Raw genomic sequence first — 14,392 nt, forward strand, 5'->3', positions numbered from 1 at the left:
CGGAGGCTATGCCTGGCGGGACCAAGGCCTCCTCAGTACGTTCGCACGTATGGCCACGGAAAACACCGCTGAAGTGAACGTCTCGTCGGCTTGTCGGGAGCCCGGCAGCAGGGAACTTCTCGACATGCTGCCGGACGCCTTCCCCTGGGTCCGCTTCCTGCCGGAGGCCGACGTGTACGCGTTCGGTGCCGAACCGGTCGACACCATGCGGGCCGCGGACTCCGTCGGCAACAGCGCCTCCGTCGCCCAACTGGTCATCGCCTGGGAGCACACGGCCGAAGTTCCCGCGGCCCCGGAACTGCTGGCCGCGCTGACCAGGAACCACACCGGGGACTATGGCCCCGCCGCGGCTCCCCGGGAGGACCTGTGAGTCATACCCGCTGGAAGCTGTCGCGGGCACGCCGAGCGGCCGAGGGATATGTCGAGCCGCCGGAGGTCGTCGCCGAGCGGGAGCAGATCCGGTTGGCACTCGCGCTGGGCCAGTTGGCGCACGATCGTCGGGTGGCCCTCGGACTGTCCCGAGGAGTCCTGGGCGAGCGGCTCGGGATGACAGATGAGGACGTGGAGACCATCGAGCTCGGCGGACTGCTGCCTCTCACCGCGGATCTGCTGGTCAGGCTGGCCGCGGCGCTGGACGTCACCGTGGATCTGCATGTGGCCTCCGAGGGGTACAACACGGTGGTCTTCGAAGAACGCGCTGCCTGATCGTTCGTGTCGCCCCGCTCCCCGCATGCCACCGACCGATCCTGAGGGCGGGCTCAGGGCCACAGCAGGTCTGTGGACCAGGTCCCGTCCGTGCGGCGGTAGCGCAGGCGGGTGTGGCGGCGGGCGGCGTCGCCCTGGAAGAACTCCGCCTCGTCCGGGCGCAGCCGGTACAGCGTCCAGGTCGGGGACTTTGCCGTCGGGTGCTGCCGGGCGTGCTCCCAGGCGGCCTCCGACGCCTCCGTCAGCTCCTCCGCCGACGCCAGGACGTCGCTCTGCCGTCCGGTCAGGGCGGCGGCCAGCGCGCCGGTCGAGCGGGCGTGCAGATCGGCCTGGGCCTCCTCGGAGGGCGCGGAGGTGACCGGGCCGCGGACGCGGACCTGGCGGCCCAGCACCGGCCAGTAGAAGGTGAGGGCCGCGTACGGGCGGGCGGCGAGCTGGCGTCCCTTGCCGCTGGTGGCGTGGGTGGCGAAGGACCAGCCGGTCGCGTCCGCGCCGTGCAGCATGACGATCCGGGCGTCGGGCAGGCCCGCCTCGTCCGACGTCGACAACGTCATCGTGTGCGGTTCCCGCTCGCCCGCCGCGACCGCCTGCGCGAACCACTGCGTGAAGAGGGACAGCGGGTCGTCGGGGGCCGACGACGCGTCGAACGGCGGCAGTTCCGTCACCTCCGGGTCCCACACCCGCAGCGTCCTCAGCAGTTCATGAAGGTCCTTGGCCATGCACCGAGTATCCGGTCAGTGGCGGGCGAACTGGACCCGGGTCGACTGCACCGCGTCCGGCCGGACGGCGATCCCCTCGACGGTCAGCCGATCCCCGTAGATGTCGGTCAGCCGGATCGCGCCGCCGCAGCCGGCGCCGTGCTCGGAGAGGAAGTAGTTGTAGCCGGTGCGCGCCAGCCTGACCCAGGAGCCGCCGCTGCGGACCTCGAGCCGGGCCAGCGGGTTGCGGTGGCCGATCGCCTGGATGCCGCACCAGTACTGACTGGAGCCGATCTTGTAGCGGATCGCGATGGTGTCCGACGTGGCCGGGCTCAGCAGGCTCCACGTGATCGCGATGCGGCCCGTCGAGAGGGGGGCGAGCTTGGCGAACGCCTGCCGGCTGAGGTCGAGCTGACCGGGCGCGCAGGGCGCCGGGCACTCGTTGGTGATCCGGACCGTGATGGACGCCCCGCCCGCCGCGCGGACGGCCACATACGCGCCGCACGCCTTGGACGTCTCGTAGTCGGCGGTGTTCATCGCCGCGGTCATCACGTCGGAGGTCGGGCCGAAGGAGCAGGCGCCGCTTCCGTCGCCGGCGTCGTAGGCGGTGGCGACGCCGTCGTAGGAGGCGCCGGGCCGGATCCGTCCGGCGAGCAGCCCCGCGCCGGAGGCCGCCCGGGCGGCGGGCGCGGCGGCCTTCGCCGAGGCTCGTTTGGACGGGGTGGCGGAGGCAGTCGTCGTCCCGCTCGCGGTCGGGCTCGGGCTCGCGGACGCCGAGGACGACGTGGACGGCGACGGCGAGGCGGACGTCCCCGCCGGCGACGGCGTCGCCGACCCGCTCACCTGGGCGCCGGCGACGGGCGCGGCCGCCTCCCGTACGTCGTCGCTGCCGCCGCCGGGACGGAAGGCCACGGCCAGGGACACGACGAGCGCGACGGCGGCCACGGCCACCACGGTGATCACGGGGACGCGGGCCTTGCGCCGTTCGGGGCGGTGGGAACGGCGGTGCGGGGAAGCTGCCACGGGAGAAGTCCTTACGCGTTTCGGCGGAGCCCGTCCGGCAGACGACCCTCCCGGACGCGGAGACCCCCGAACACGAAGGCCTCCGTCCCCTCAGTGGCCGCCGCCCCACGAAAGGTTGCCGCCCCTCCCGAAAAAGATCGCCGCCCCCGACTCGCCCCGGCCCGCGCCCCCGATTCGTCCCCCGGCCCGCGCTCCCGCCCCGGCCGCGGGTTCCCGCGCCGCCGTCAGCCTCGGCGTTCCGGCCGTCCCGGACGGCGGCCGCAGTTGCGCTTCTGCGCGGTCTCGCCGCACGGTCACTCCCGGCCCAGCACCACCGTGCCCGAGGAGCAGAACCAGCCACCGGTGCCGCAGGCCACGCCGAGGCGGGGCAGACCGCCGTCACGGGCGTGCACCTGGCGCGGGCCGGCCTCGCCCCGCAACTGCCGTACCGCTTCCACCAGCAGGAACAGGCCGCGCATCCCCGGGTGTTGGGCCGACAGGCCGCCCCCGTCCGTGTTGACCGGCAGGGCGCCGCCCTCGACCCGCAGCCGGCCCTTCTCCACGAACGGGCCGCCCTCGCCCTTCGCGCAGAAGCCCAGATCCTCGAGGGTCACCAACGTCATGTAGGTGAACGCGTCGTAGATCTGGGCGAAGTCCATCTCGTCCGGGCGCAGTCCGGAGCGGGCGAAGGCCAGCCGGCCCGAGGTCGCCGCCGGGGAGACCGTGAAGTCCTCCCACTCGGACATCGCGGCGTGCGAGACGTGCTCTCCCGTCCCCAGGATCCACACCGGCGCCGTGCGGCAGTCCCGCACGTACTCCTCGGCCGCCAGCAGCACCGCCGCGCCCCCGTCGGAGCGGACGCAGCAGTGCAGCTTGGTGAAGGGGTCCGCGATCATCGGCCCGGACAGCACCTCGTCGACCGTGACCGGCGTGCGGAACATCGCCTCCGGGTTCAGCGCCGCGTTCGCCCTCGCCTGGACGGCGACCTCCGCCAGCTGCTCGATCGTGGTGCCGTACTCGTGCATGTGACGGCGGGCGGCCATCGCGTACTTGGCGATCAGGGTGTGCCCGTAGGGCGCCTCGAACTGGAGGGGGCCGCGTGCCCCGAAGGCGAAGGTGCCGGCGCGGCGGCCCGCCCTGATGTCGGCCCGGGGTGTCGCGCCGTACGCCAGCAGGACGGCGTTCGCGTGGCCGGCGGCGATCGCGTCGGCGGCGTGCGCCGCCATCACCTCCCAGGTCGCGCCGCCGACCGAGGTGGAGTCGACCCAGGTGGGGCGCAGGCCGAGGTAGTCGGCCAGCTCGACCGGGGCGAGCGTGCCCAGGCCGGCGGAGGCGAAGCCGTCCACCGTCTCCCGCCCCAGTCCCGCGTCGGCCAGGGCCCGGCGGGATGCCTGGGCGTGCAGGGCGTGCGGAGTCGCCTCGTCGACCCGGCCGCAGTCGGAGAGCGCGACGCCGACGACGGCCACGTTCCGGGTCCGCACTGTCATGAAGGGCCACCTTCCTCTGGGCAACTCGCTGCCGAGCTCCTAATATGACGGACCGTCAGATCCGTTGGAAGGGGCGGCCATGGACCCCGGCTTCACCGCCGAGCAGGACGAGATCCGCCGCACACTGCGCGAACTGCTCCACAAACGCTGCGGCCCCGCGGAACTCCGGGCCGCCCTCGACGCCCCGGCCGGGCACGACCCCGCGCTGTGGGCCGCCCTCGCCGAACAGCTCGGGCTGCCCGGGCTCGCGCTCCCCGAGACGCACGGCGGCGTCGGCTGCCCCCGCACCGACCTCGCCCTCGCCGCCGAGGAGACCGGCCGGGCCCTCGCGCCGAGCCCGCTGCTCGCCACCTCCGTGCTCGTCGCGCCCCTGATCCTCGCCCTCGGCGCCGACGCCCAGCGGAGCGGCCTGCTGCCCCGGATCGCCGACGGCACGCTCACCGCCGCGCTCGCCGTGCCCGCGTCCGCCCTCGCCACGGCCCTCGGGCTGACCGGGCCGGGCGGCGGCGCCTGGTCCGGCGGCGGGCGGGCGGGCGGTGTGCAGGCCCGCCGGTCGGGGGACGGCTGGCGGCTGTACGGGGAGGCCGCGCAGGTGCTCGACGGGCACAGCGCCGGACTGCTGCTCGTCGCCGCGCACACCGGGGGCTTCGTACGGTCGCGGACCCTGCTGTTCCTGGTTCCCGGGGACTCCGCCGGCGTCGTCCGGACGCGGCAGACGGCCCTCGACGCCACCCGGCCGCAGGCACGGGTGCAACTGAGGGACGTGTCGGCCGAGTTGCTGGGAACGGAGGAGGTCGACGTGTCCGGGGCGCTCGCCGACGCGGGGGACTTCGCCGCCGCCTTCCTCGCCTGCGAGGCCGTCGGGACGGCCGGACGGGCGCTGGAGCGGACCGTCGAGTACCTCGGGCAGCGGGAGCAGTTCGGGCGGCCGATCGGCTCCTTCCAGGCCGTGCAGCACCGGCTCGCCGATGTGTACGTGCAGGTCCAGGCGGCCCGCTCCGCCGCGTACTACGCCGCCTGGGCGGCCGGCGGGGACGGCGGCGACGGGCGTGGGTCCGGCCCACGGGAGCGGGTCGGCGGGCTCGCGCTCGCCCAGGCGTTGGAGGCGCTGCGCCGGGCCGCCGCCGAGGGCGTCCAGCTGCACGGCGGCATCGGTTTCACCTGGGAGCACCAGGCGCATCTGTACTTCAAGCGGGCCGCCGGGGACGAGCTGCTGTTCGGGCCCGTGCACCGGCTGCGCGCCCACGCGGCGGATCGGGCCGGACTGTTCGCACAGACGGAGGTGACCGTGTGATCGGCGTCAGAGCGGTGCAGAAGGTGTCCTCGACACGGGCGTTCGCGAAGGTGGCCCCGCACGTCATCCCCGCCCTCGACCGGGCCGTGCACCGCCTCACCCGGGGAAAGGTGCTGCTCAGCGCCCAGTTGCTGCCGGGCGTGATCCTGACGGCCACCGGCGCGCGGAGCGGACGGCCGCGGCGGACGCCGCTCGCCTGCATGCCCGAGAAGGGCGGCGGGAGCTGGATCCTGGTGGGCTCCAACTTCGGCCGCACCGGGCATCCGGCCTGGACCGCCAACCTGCTCGCCCATCCCGACGCCGAGATCAGCTGGAAGGGCACGGACATACCGGTCACGGCCGTGCTGCTGGCGGGGGAGGAGCGGGCCGCGGTCTGGAAGACACTGCTGACGTTCTGGCCGCCGTACGCCGCCTACCAGGAGCGGGTGGAGCGGGAGATCCGGCTGTTCCGGATCACGCCCCGGCCGTCGGCCTGATCCACGCCCCGGCCGTCGGCCTGATCCACGCCCCGGCCGTCGGCCTGATCCACGCCCCGGCCGTCGGCCTGATCCACGCCCCGGCCGTCGGCCTGATCCACGTTCCGGTTGCGGTCTGATCCACGCCCCGGCCGTCGCCCCGATCCGTGTGTCGTCCACGGGCTCCGGTCACAGGGTGGCCAGGCGCTGGAGCAGCAGGAACGCGCCGATCCCGAGCATCGCGGCCCCCGAGGTGCGGGTCACCGCGCGGGCCGCCGCCGGGCGGGCGCCCAGCAGCCTGCGGGCCAGGACGCCCACCGTGAGGTAGACGGCCGCGCAAGCCGCCATGTGCAGCAGCCCGAGGAGGGTCGTCTGCGCGGCCACCGGCAGGCGTCCGGCGCCGGGGCTGAGGAACTGCGGCAGGACCGACAGGTAGAGCAGCAGCCCCTTGGGGTTCAGGCCGCTGATCGTCGCCCCGCGCAGGAACACGCGCGGTCCGGCCGCCGCGAGCTCCTCTCCGGCGCCCGGTGTGCCCGGCCGTCGCAGCACGCTCCAGCCCAGCCAGACCAGATAGGCGGCCCCCGCCGCCGTCAGCCCGGTCAGCACCGCGGGCGAGCCCGCGACCAGGACCGCCAGGCCCGCCGCGGCCAGCGCCGTGTGCAGCGCGTAGCCGCTCACCAGCCCGCCCACCGCCGCGCCCACCGAGCGGCCGCGCAGCCCGGCGGAGATCACATACGCCCAGTCGGCGCCCGGCACGCACACCAGCAGCAGGTCCACGGCGAGGAAAGAGAGGAGGGTTCCCGAGTCCATGGTGGGGACATTAGGCGCGATGCGGCCGAAAGTGTTCCCGATGTTTTCGCGGTCTCTCGCACTGTGGGGGAAGATCTGCCTCATGGACGACGTGGATCGGAAGATTCTTGCGGAGCTGCAGCAGGACGGGCGGCTGACCGTGACCGAGCTGGCCGCACGGGTGCGGCTGAGCGTCTCGCCGTGTCACCGGCGGCTGCGGGAGCTGGAGCGGTCCGGGGCGATCAGCGGCTACCGGGCCGTGGTGGAGCCGTCCGCCGTGGGACTGACCTTCGAGGCGCTGGTCTTCGTGTCGATGCGGCAGGAGGACCGGGACACGGTCGCCGAGTTCGAGCGGGCGGTGGGCGAGGTGGAGCACGTCCTGGACGCGCAGCGGCTGTTCGGGGAGCCGGACTACCTGCTGCGGGTGGCCACCGCCGACCTCGCGGCTTTCCAGCGGCTCTACGACGAGCGGCTCGCGACGCTGCCGGGTGTGCAGCGGCTGACGTCGACGCTGGTGATGAAGCACGTGGTGAAGGGACGGGCGCTGCCCGCCTAGGGCTTCCTCGCGCACGTCCGGCCGGGTGCCGCGGGCCGGAGGGCGCCGGGGAGTGCGGCAGGCGGCAGCTCACCTGGGTGAACCGCCGCCCGGCAGACAGGACGTGACGTGGAGAAGCGGGGCCCGGCCGGCTACTTCGTCGGCTTCTTGCCGGTGATGCCGAGGTGTACCAACAGCGCCAGGTTCGGCTTGAGTTCGGCCTGCTTGACGCCCCAGGTCTGGAAGCCCTTCTGGTGCGAGGCGACCGCCGCGAGCATCGCGACGAGCGCGCCGGCGACCGCGGCCGGGTTCACGTCCTTGTCGACCCTGCCCTTGGACTGGAGTTCGGCGACCGCGTCCGACAGGGAGTTGTTCACCGAGTTGAGGATCTTCATCCGGAGTTTGTAGAAACGCTTGTCGCCTTCGGCCGCGCCGAGGTCGACGACCCTGAGGATCGCGTCGTTCTTCCGCCAGAACTCCAGGAAGCCGTCGACGAGTTCCTGGGCCGTCTGCCAGCCCGCCTTGCCGACCCAGGAGCGCCCCTCGACCAGGGCGGTCAACTCGGCCCCCTCGGCGGCCATTTGCTCGGCGATCTCCAGGACGGCGCCCTCGACGTCGGGGAAGTACTGGTAGAACGTCGCGGGCGAAGTGCCTGCCTTCCGGGCGACATCGATGACCTTGACGTCCCGGTAGGGAGAGGAGCTGAGCATCTCGCTGAGGCAGTCGAGCAGCTTCTGCCGCGTCGCCTGCCCGCGTCGACCGGCCACGCGGCCGTCGACGGTACGCACTTGTCCTGTCATGCCGTCAGCTTACCGAGGGGTGATCGGAGCGCGATTCGGCCGACTGCAAATGGGGTGCACGGGGGTGCGGAGGCGGCTGTGCCTGGTCTGCGGCTTGCGTGAAGCGCCGTTAGTTTGGCTGCATGGCCGAAAACAGGGCATCGGTGTACGCGGAGGGCGTCCCCTGCTGGGTGGACGCGCAGCTCCCCGATGTGGACGCGGGCAAGCGGTTCTACGGTGAACTTTTCGGATGGGACTTCGAGGAGGCCTACGGCTCCTCGGTGTGGGCCCGGCTGGACGGCGCCCGGGTCGCCGGGCTCGCCCACAAGACGGACGGGCGGATGCCCACCGTCTGGACGGTCTATTTCGCCACCCCGGACGCGGAGGCGACCGCCCGTCGCATCCAGCGGGCCGGCGGCCAGGTCGTGACGGCGCCGCTCCCGGTCGACGGGGCGGGCTCCGCCGCGCTGGCCGCCGACCCCGAGGGCGCGGTCTTCGGCCTGTGGCAGGCGGCCGGCCACCCCGGCTTCGGCGTGCGGCACCGACCCGGCGCGTTCGCGTGGGCGCAGCTCTACGCCCGTGACACCGAGGCCGCCAACACCTTCTACGGGCACCTCTTCCACGAGGCGCTGTTCGGCCCGCAGGCCGAGCCCGACTTCGGGCGGGCGCCGGTCGGCGACGTCTTCCCGGAGATCATGCCGGCGCATTTCCTCGTCCACTTCGGCGTCACGGACTGCGAGGCCGCTCTGGGCGCGGTGAGCCGGCTCGGCGGGCGGGTGCAGGCGGGTCCGTTCACCGCTTCGTACGGAATCGTGGCCGTCGTCACAGACAATCAAGGGGCGTCGTTCGCGCTTCTGCAGCGCTGAGCCGTGTTTTTTGCTCGGATATGGAATGAGACACCCCGATTGCCCCCGGGTTCGCAACCGGCCGCCCGGCCAGGAAGAATCAGGGTGCGTGCCGCCATGGCGGTGCGGTGGTGAGACGCTGCACGGGGCCGTGCACACACGTGGGTGGCGCGGCTCGTACGGGGAGGTGGCAGGCAAGTGGTGGATCAGCTGACGCAGCACGATCCTCGGCGGATCGGGCCGTTCGAGGTGCTGGGACGGCTGGGTGCCGGCGGCATGGGGCTGGTCTATCTGGCACGTTCGGCCTCGGGCCGGCGCGTGGCGATCAAGACGGTCCGCACGGAGCTCGCCGAGGACCAGCTCTTCCGCGTGCGCTTCACGCGCGAGGTGGAGGCGGCCCGGGCGGTCTCCGGCTTCTACACGGCCGCGGTCGTCGACGCCGATCCGCGTGCCGCCGTGCCCTGGCTGGCCACCGCGTACGTGCCCGCGCCCTCCCTCGAGGAGATAGTGAACGACTGCGGCCCGATGCCGGCCCAGGCGGTGCGCTGGCTGGCGGCGGGCGTCGCCGAGGCGCTCCAGTCGATCCACGGCGCGGGGCTGGTCCACCGCGACCTGAAACCGTCCAACGTGCTGGTGGTCGAGGACGGTCCGCGGGTGATCGACTTCGGCATCGCGTCCGGCGTCTCGAACACGCGCCTGACGATGACGAACGTGGCCGTCGGCACCCCCGCCTACATGTCGCCCGAGCAGGCCAAGGACTCGCGGAGCGTGACCGGCGCGAGCGACGTCTTCTCGCTCGGCTCGATGCTCGTCTTCGCCGCCACCGGCCACCCGCCCTTCCACGGCGCCAACCCGGTCGAGACCGTCTTCATGCTGCTGCGCGAGGGCCCCGACCTGGAAGGCCTGCCCGACGAGCTGCGCCCTCTCATCGAGTCCTGTATGCAGATGGAGGCGACGGCCCGCCCCAACCCGGCCGACCTCCAGGCCCAGCTCGCCCCCCACCTCTTCGGCTCCGGCTCGGACGACAGCGGTACGGCGTCGGCGTGGCTGCCCGAGAAGGCCGTCACCCTCATCGAGACGCGCCGCGGCGGCCGTCCCCCGGTGAAGGCCGCACCCCCGAGCCCTCGCAGCGGCGGAGGCGTCGGGATGGCACGGCCGGTCGGCCCGCCCGTGCCGCCCCCGCCCTCCCACGACCCCGTGGTCCTCTCCCGTCCGGCGCCCGCACCCGTCGGGGCCCCCGACACCGGCCCGGTCCGGCTGGCAGGCGCGGCGGTGCCGATCGGCCCCGGTCCCCGGGTCGCCGACGTCCGCGCCACGGCCGCGGTGAAGGCGCCGGTCGCGGAGCCCGGCCTGGTCGCCGGCTGGTCCCGCCCGCGACCCGGCGTCAACGGCGCCGACACCACCGTGCCCGCCCCGCAGAACGCGCCCGCGGAGACCCCGGCGGGCTGGCGGCCCTGGCGGTTCCGCATGTCGAACGACGTGTGGGGCACGCCGTCCGTCGCCGGGGACCTCGTCTACGTCACCTCCTTCGAGGTGCACGCCCTGGACGTGGCGACCGGCCGCCGCCGCTTCAAGACGCGCGACGTGGCCTGGTCGATGGCGGTCGCCGACGGCAGGGTGCACGCCTCCGACGGCCCCACCCTGTTCGCGCTGGACGCCCGAGAGGGCGGCGATCTGTGGCGGCTGTCGACGGACGCCTGGGTGTACTCGCTCAAGGCCGACCGGGGGACGCTCGTCACGGGCACCCGCGGCGGCGGCGTCCAGGCCTGGGAGGCGTCCAGCGGTCGCAAGCTCTGGGAGATCACCGGCTGCCAGACCGACTTCGAGTCCCCGGAGGCCGGCCCGGCGCTGCACGACGGCACGGTCTACGTGTGGCAGGACGCCCGGCTCAGAGCCCTGGACGCCCGCACCGGCGAGGAGCGCTGGTCCTACCCGATCGGCGACACCGCCTCCTGTGGCGGCGTCCCGGTCCGCGTCACCCCCGCCCCCGACGGTCACGTCTACCTCTCCGCCGGCACCCGGGTGCTCGCCGTCGACGTCGCGAGCGGCATGGTGCGCTGGCACTTCGAGGCCCCGGCGGTGTTCCTCTCCGCGCCGACCTTCGTGCCCGGGCCGGCGGTCACCGGCGGCGGCGTCTACCTCGCCGACTATCTGGGCACGGTGTACGCGATCGACGCCGCCGACGGCCGCGACCGCTGGCGCATCGCCACCGAGGCCCGCTCCTCCGTCGACCCCGTGCTGGTGGCCGCCGGCCATGTCCACGTCGGCAGCGGCAAGGGCCTCTACACCCTGGACGCGGTGACGGGCACCCCCAAGTGGCGCTTCCAGGCGGGCGGCGACATCGTGGGCGCCCCGGCGGTCGCGGAGGGCCGTATCCACTTCGGCTCCACCGACCACCTGCTGTACACCCTGAAGGCCGACGACGGACGGCTGCGCTGGAAGCTGGCGACCGGCGGCGAGATCACCGGCTCCCCGGTGGTCCGCGACGGCGTCGTGTACGCGTGCAGCAAGGACCGCTGCGTGTACGCGCTGGACGCCGAGAAGGGCACGGGCACCGCCCGCACGGCCTGACCACGGCGCCCCGCCCGGCCCCGGCCCCGGCAGGCCGGTTCGACCCGCGTCCGGGACGGCCGTCGTGCCGGGGGTGCGGAAGGGGTCCGGACGGCGGCCGTCGCTGCGGGGAGCGGCCCGCCGGTCGCTCTCACCCCGGACGCTACGCCGGAGACCGGCCGGTCGCCATGCGGTGACATGACCGTGACAGCGTCCCCCTAGGCTGGCGGGATGGATCGACGGGGGCGCAAACTCAGGTTCACAGCGGTCGCGGTGCTGGTGGTGCTGGCGCTGACCGGCTTCTCCACCAGCCGGGGTCACGGGCACGGGCACAGCAGCGGTCACGGCAGCGGCGGCGGATGCAGCAGCTCCGGCCAGGACCACGACAGCTCGTCCTCGTCGTCGAGCGGCGGCACCTCGGGCTCGCGCTACCGCGACTACGACGATGACGACGACTACACGTCCGGCACGTCCGGCACGTCCGGCACGTCCGGCGGCTCCGGCTCCTCCAGCCCGTCCACGACGCTGCACGAGGCCACCGTGAAGCTGCTGAGCTGCGCCTCGCCGAGCCGGCCCTACGCCACGGTCGAGATGACCAACCCGCGCGCGGCCGGCGCCCGCTTCACCGTGACGGTCGTCTTCTTCGACGCCGATTCCGCACGGCTGGAGAGGCAGAGCGCGCAGCAGTACGTGGCGGGCTACGAAACGACGACCGTACGGGTGGACCTGTCAGGCGCCGACACAGCCGCCCGGGTCCACCACTGCATCCCGGACCCGTACGCGCCGGCCACGTGACGCCGCTCACCGCACCCGGAACCCCGCAGCCCGCCGGCCGGCGAACAGCTCCGCCTGCCGCCCGGCGGGCAGGTTGCCCAGCGCGATGAGATGCGGGGCCTGCGCGAACGCCGTCGCGCGGGCCGCCTCCCTCGCCGACCACAGCGCCCGCACGGTGCCCTGGACGCCGCCCGGCGGATACCCGGCGACGATCGCGGCGCAGGCCACGGCGGCCGGCAGCGCACCTCCTGCCTCGGTGAGTTCGGAGACGAGGCCGACCTCGTACGCGCGCCGGGCGGAGATCCGTTCCGCGTTGCCCATCAGCATCATCCGGGCGACCTCCCCGTACGGCATCCGCTGCGCGAGCAGCACCGACTCGTACGCGCTGACCATCCCGTAGGTGGTGTGCGGGTCGAAGAACGCGGCGTCGGCGCCCGCGACGACGAACTCGCACTCCCCGAGCAGGTAGTAGGCGCCCCCGCAGGCCATCCCCTCGACCGCGGCGACGACCGGTTTCCACAGGTCGTTCGCCTTGGGGCCGACGGTGAGCAGGGGATCGTCCTGCATGAAGGGCGAGCCGGGCTGCGGCACCACGGCGTCCCGGTCGATCCCGGTGGAGAACGCCCGGCCGCCGGCCCCGGTGAGGACGACGGCCCGCACGGAGTCGTCGAAGCGCAGCTCGCGCCAGATCCGCCGGAACGCGTCGGCCGTCTCGAGATCGACGGCGTTCAGTCGTTCCGGCCGGTCGAGGGTGACGACGGCGACCGCGGTCTTCTCGTCGACGTCCAGCCGCACGCTCACGGGCTCACTCACGGGCTCACTCACGGGCTCGCTCCCGGGCTCGTTCACGGGCGCTCCAGGACCCACTGCGGAAGTCCGTCCGCGTCGAAGACGGCCTGTACCCGGGCGCCGATGCGCACGCGGTCCGGCGGGACGGAGCCGAGGGCCGCCCCGGGCTCGCTCACCAGGTTGCCGACCAGCCGGATCCGTGGCGCCTCGGTCAGTTCGACGAGGAGCACGACGTAGGGGGCGTGCGCGGCGTAGTCGGGCAGCAGGGGCGGATGCGGGACGACGTAGGACCAGATCCGCCCGCGTCCGGAGGTCTCCCGCCACTCGCTCGCGAACGACCGGCAGTGCGGACAGCAGGGGCGGGGCGGGAACCGGGGCTCGCCGCAGTCGGCGCAGGTCTGGACCCGCAGTTCGCCTCGGGCGGCGTACTCCCAGAAGGGGGCGCCGTCGGCGTCGGGGACGGGGGTGAGCATCGTGGGTCGCCTCCTCGGCGCGTTCAGTTGCGGAGCAGCAGGGCGGACGTCGGGACGCCCTCGCCGGCGGTGACGAGGCAGGTGGCGGCGCCGGGGACCTGGGAGGTGCTGGTCCCGCGCAGCTGCTTGACGCCTTCGTTGATGAGGTTGAAGCCGTGGACGTAGGCCTCGCTGAGTCCGCCGCCGCCGGTGTTCAGGGGCAGCCGTCCGCCGGTCTCCAGGGCGCCGCCCTCGGTGAACGCGCCGCCCTCGCCCCGACCGCAGAACCCGTAGCCCTCAAGGGAGAGCGGGACCAGCGGGGTGAACGCGTCGTAGATCTGGGCGACGTCGACGTCGGAGGGGGTGAAGTCGGCGTGTTTCCACAGGTGTCGGGCTGCCGCCCAGGCGGGCCCGGTGAGCGGGTCGTCGTTCCAGTAGTTGACCATGCCGTGGTGCTGGGCGGGCAGGCCCTGGGCGGCGGAGTGGACGTAGACCGGTGTGCTGCGGCAGTCCCGCGCACGTTCCCGGCCGACGATCACGCAGGCCAGCGCGCCGTCGGTCTCCAGGCAGTTGTCGTAGAGGCAGAGCGGCTCGCTGATCCACCGGGCGGTCATGTACATCTCGCGGGTGAGCGGCCTGTCGTACATGATCGCGGCCGGGTTGCGGTTGGCCCGGTTGCGGCAGGCGAGCGCGACGTTGAACAGGTGGTCGCGGGTGGCGCCGTACTCGTGCAGGTAGCGGCGGGCCAGCATGGCTATCTCGTCGGCCGGCCGCAGCAGGCCGAAGGGGCGCGTCCACTGGGCCGGGGTGGGCAGTTGGACGGATGTGTTGGTCCACGGGCGCGGCCCGCTGCCCCGCTTGCGCGAGCGCCAGGCGACGCCCACGGTGGCCTGTCCGGCGGCGATGGCGCCGGCGAGGTGCGCGACGGTGGCGCAGGAACCGCCGCCGCCGAAGCCGACCTTGCTGAAGTAGGTCAGGTCCCCGAAGCCGACGGCCTTCGCCAGCTCGACCTCGTCGGTCTCCTCCATGGTGTAGGAGGCGAGGGCGTCGACCTCGCCCGGGTCGATCCCGGCGTCGTCGAGGGCGGCGAGGACCGCCCGGCAGGCGAGGGCCCGCTCCGACTCGGGGAGGTGCTTGGCGAACGCGGTCTGGCCGATGCCGACGATGGCGGTGGCGTCCTTGAGGGTCACGCTGCACGCACCTCCGCAATGCGAAATGGCGGCTGACAGGCCGTCAGG

The 14,392-nt window shown here is 73.7% G+C and carries 16 protein-coding genes; 8 read left to right on the forward strand and 8 right to left on the reverse strand.

Going from position 1 to position 14,392, the window contains the following annotated elements; all coding sequences use genetic code 11:
- Window positions 1-49 precede the first annotated feature (49 nt).
- Together OHS82_RS23660 and OHS82_RS23665 are read left to right on the forward strand one after the other, a co-directional pair.
- Complete coding sequence (locus tag OHS82_RS23660) at window positions 50-370, forward strand: hypothetical protein (protein ID WP_328434425.1); 321 nt, start codon at window positions 50-52, stop codon at window positions 368-370.
- Window positions 367-705, forward strand: a complete 339-nt coding sequence (locus OHS82_RS23665) for a helix-turn-helix domain-containing protein (RefSeq protein WP_057578968.1) — start codon at window positions 367-369, stop codon at window positions 703-705. Before OHS82_RS23660 ends, OHS82_RS23665 begins: the two co-directional genes overlap by 4 nt.
- A 53-nt stretch (window positions 706-758) precedes the next feature.
- On the opposite strand, the gene OHS82_RS23670 is transcribed toward OHS82_RS23665, so the two are convergent.
- From OHS82_RS23670 to OHS82_RS23680, 3 genes are all read right to left on the reverse strand, one after another.
- A complete protein-coding gene (locus tag OHS82_RS23670) occupies window positions 759-1,424 on the reverse strand; it encodes a pyridoxine/pyridoxamine 5'-phosphate oxidase (protein ID WP_057578966.1) in 666 nt (221 codons plus the stop codon).
- Between the two features lie 15 nt (window positions 1,425-1,439).
- On the reverse strand, window positions 1,440-2,426 hold the full coding sequence (locus OHS82_RS23675; RefSeq protein WP_328434426.1) for an expansin EXLX1 family cellulose-binding protein: 987 nt from the start codon (window positions 2,424-2,426) through the stop codon (window positions 1,440-1,442).
- Window positions 2,427-2,719: 293 nt separating this feature from the next.
- Window positions 2,720-3,892 (reverse strand): thiolase C-terminal domain-containing protein, encoded by a 1,173-nt coding sequence (locus OHS82_RS23680; RefSeq protein ID WP_057578963.1) that lies wholly within the window; start codon window positions 3,890-3,892, stop codon window positions 2,720-2,722.
- Window positions 3,893-3,971: 79 nt separating this feature from the next.
- On the opposite strand from OHS82_RS23680, the gene OHS82_RS23685 reads away from it, so the two are divergent.
- Together OHS82_RS23685 and OHS82_RS23690 are read left to right on the forward strand one after the other, a co-directional pair.
- Window positions 3,972-5,186 (forward strand): acyl-CoA dehydrogenase family protein, encoded by a 1,215-nt coding sequence (locus tag OHS82_RS23685; protein WP_057578961.1) that lies wholly within the window; start codon window positions 3,972-3,974, stop codon window positions 5,184-5,186.
- Window positions 5,183-5,662: a nitroreductase/quinone reductase family protein gene (locus OHS82_RS23690; protein WP_328434427.1), complete on the forward strand. Its 480-nt coding sequence runs from the start codon at window positions 5,183-5,185 to the stop codon at window positions 5,660-5,662. The genes OHS82_RS23685 and OHS82_RS23690 overlap by 4 nt, the downstream gene beginning before the upstream one ends.
- Window positions 5,663-5,830: 168 nt before the next feature.
- Here OHS82_RS23690 and OHS82_RS23695 read toward each other — a convergent pair whose 3' ends face one another.
- Window positions 5,831-6,451, reverse strand: a complete 621-nt coding sequence (locus OHS82_RS23695) for a LysE family translocator (protein WP_057578959.1) — start codon at window positions 6,449-6,451, stop codon at window positions 5,831-5,833.
- A gap of 82 nt (window positions 6,452-6,533) precedes the next feature.
- Here OHS82_RS23695 and OHS82_RS23700 point away from each other — a divergent pair, with 82 nt between their 5' ends.
- Window positions 6,534-6,986: an Lrp/AsnC family transcriptional regulator gene (locus OHS82_RS23700; RefSeq protein WP_057578957.1), complete on the forward strand. Its 453-nt coding sequence runs from the start codon at window positions 6,534-6,536 to the stop codon at window positions 6,984-6,986.
- A 131-nt stretch (window positions 6,987-7,117) separates the two neighbouring features.
- Here the strand turns inward: OHS82_RS23700 and OHS82_RS23705 are convergent, their stop codons facing one another.
- On the reverse strand, window positions 7,118-7,753 hold the full coding sequence (locus tag OHS82_RS23705; protein ID WP_057578955.1) for a TetR family transcriptional regulator: 636 nt from the start codon (window positions 7,751-7,753) through the stop codon (window positions 7,118-7,120).
- 134 nt (window positions 7,754-7,887) lie between these two features.
- Here OHS82_RS23705 and OHS82_RS23710 point away from each other — a divergent pair, with 134 nt between their 5' ends.
- The 3 genes from OHS82_RS23710 (at window position 7,888) to OHS82_RS23720 (ending at window position 11,934) form a co-directional block, all read left to right on the forward strand.
- Window positions 7,888-8,610: a VOC family protein gene (locus OHS82_RS23710; protein WP_057578953.1), complete on the forward strand. Its 723-nt coding sequence runs from the start codon at window positions 7,888-7,890 to the stop codon at window positions 8,608-8,610.
- A 177-nt stretch (window positions 8,611-8,787) separates the two neighbouring features.
- Window positions 8,788-11,160: an outer membrane protein assembly factor BamB family protein gene (locus OHS82_RS23715; RefSeq protein ID WP_057578951.1), complete on the forward strand. Its 2,373-nt coding sequence runs from the start codon at window positions 8,788-8,790 to the stop codon at window positions 11,158-11,160.
- Between the two features lie 210 nt (window positions 11,161-11,370).
- On the forward strand, window positions 11,371-11,934 hold the full coding sequence (locus OHS82_RS23720) for a hypothetical protein (protein WP_057578949.1): 564 nt from the start codon (window positions 11,371-11,373) through the stop codon (window positions 11,932-11,934).
- A 6-nt stretch (window positions 11,935-11,940) separates the two neighbouring features.
- On the opposite strand, the gene OHS82_RS23725 is transcribed toward OHS82_RS23720, so the two are convergent.
- The 3 genes from OHS82_RS23725 to OHS82_RS23735 are packed head-to-tail and all read right to left on the reverse strand — an operon-like array spanning window position 11,941 to window position 14,344.
- Window positions 11,941-12,714 carry an enoyl-CoA hydratase/isomerase family protein gene (locus tag OHS82_RS23725; RefSeq protein ID WP_057579383.1) on the reverse strand — a complete coding sequence of 258 codons (774 nt, stop codon included), beginning with the start codon at window positions 12,712-12,714 and terminating at the stop codon, window positions 11,941-11,943.
- Between the two features lie 44 nt (window positions 12,715-12,758).
- Window positions 12,759-13,175 (reverse strand): Zn-ribbon domain-containing OB-fold protein, encoded by a 417-nt coding sequence (locus OHS82_RS23730; RefSeq protein ID WP_328434428.1) that lies wholly within the window; start codon window positions 13,173-13,175, stop codon window positions 12,759-12,761.
- Window positions 13,176-13,198: 23 nt separating this feature from the next.
- Entirely contained in the window at window positions 13,199-14,344 is a 1,146-nt protein-coding gene (locus OHS82_RS23735) for a lipid-transfer protein (protein ID WP_057578945.1), read from the reverse strand.
- Between the last annotated feature and the right edge of the window lie 48 nt (window positions 14,345-14,392).

Source organism: Streptomyces sp. NBC_00425, from assembly GCF_036030735.1.
Classification (GTDB): domain Bacteria; phylum Actinomycetota; class Actinomycetes; order Streptomycetales; family Streptomycetaceae; genus Streptomyces.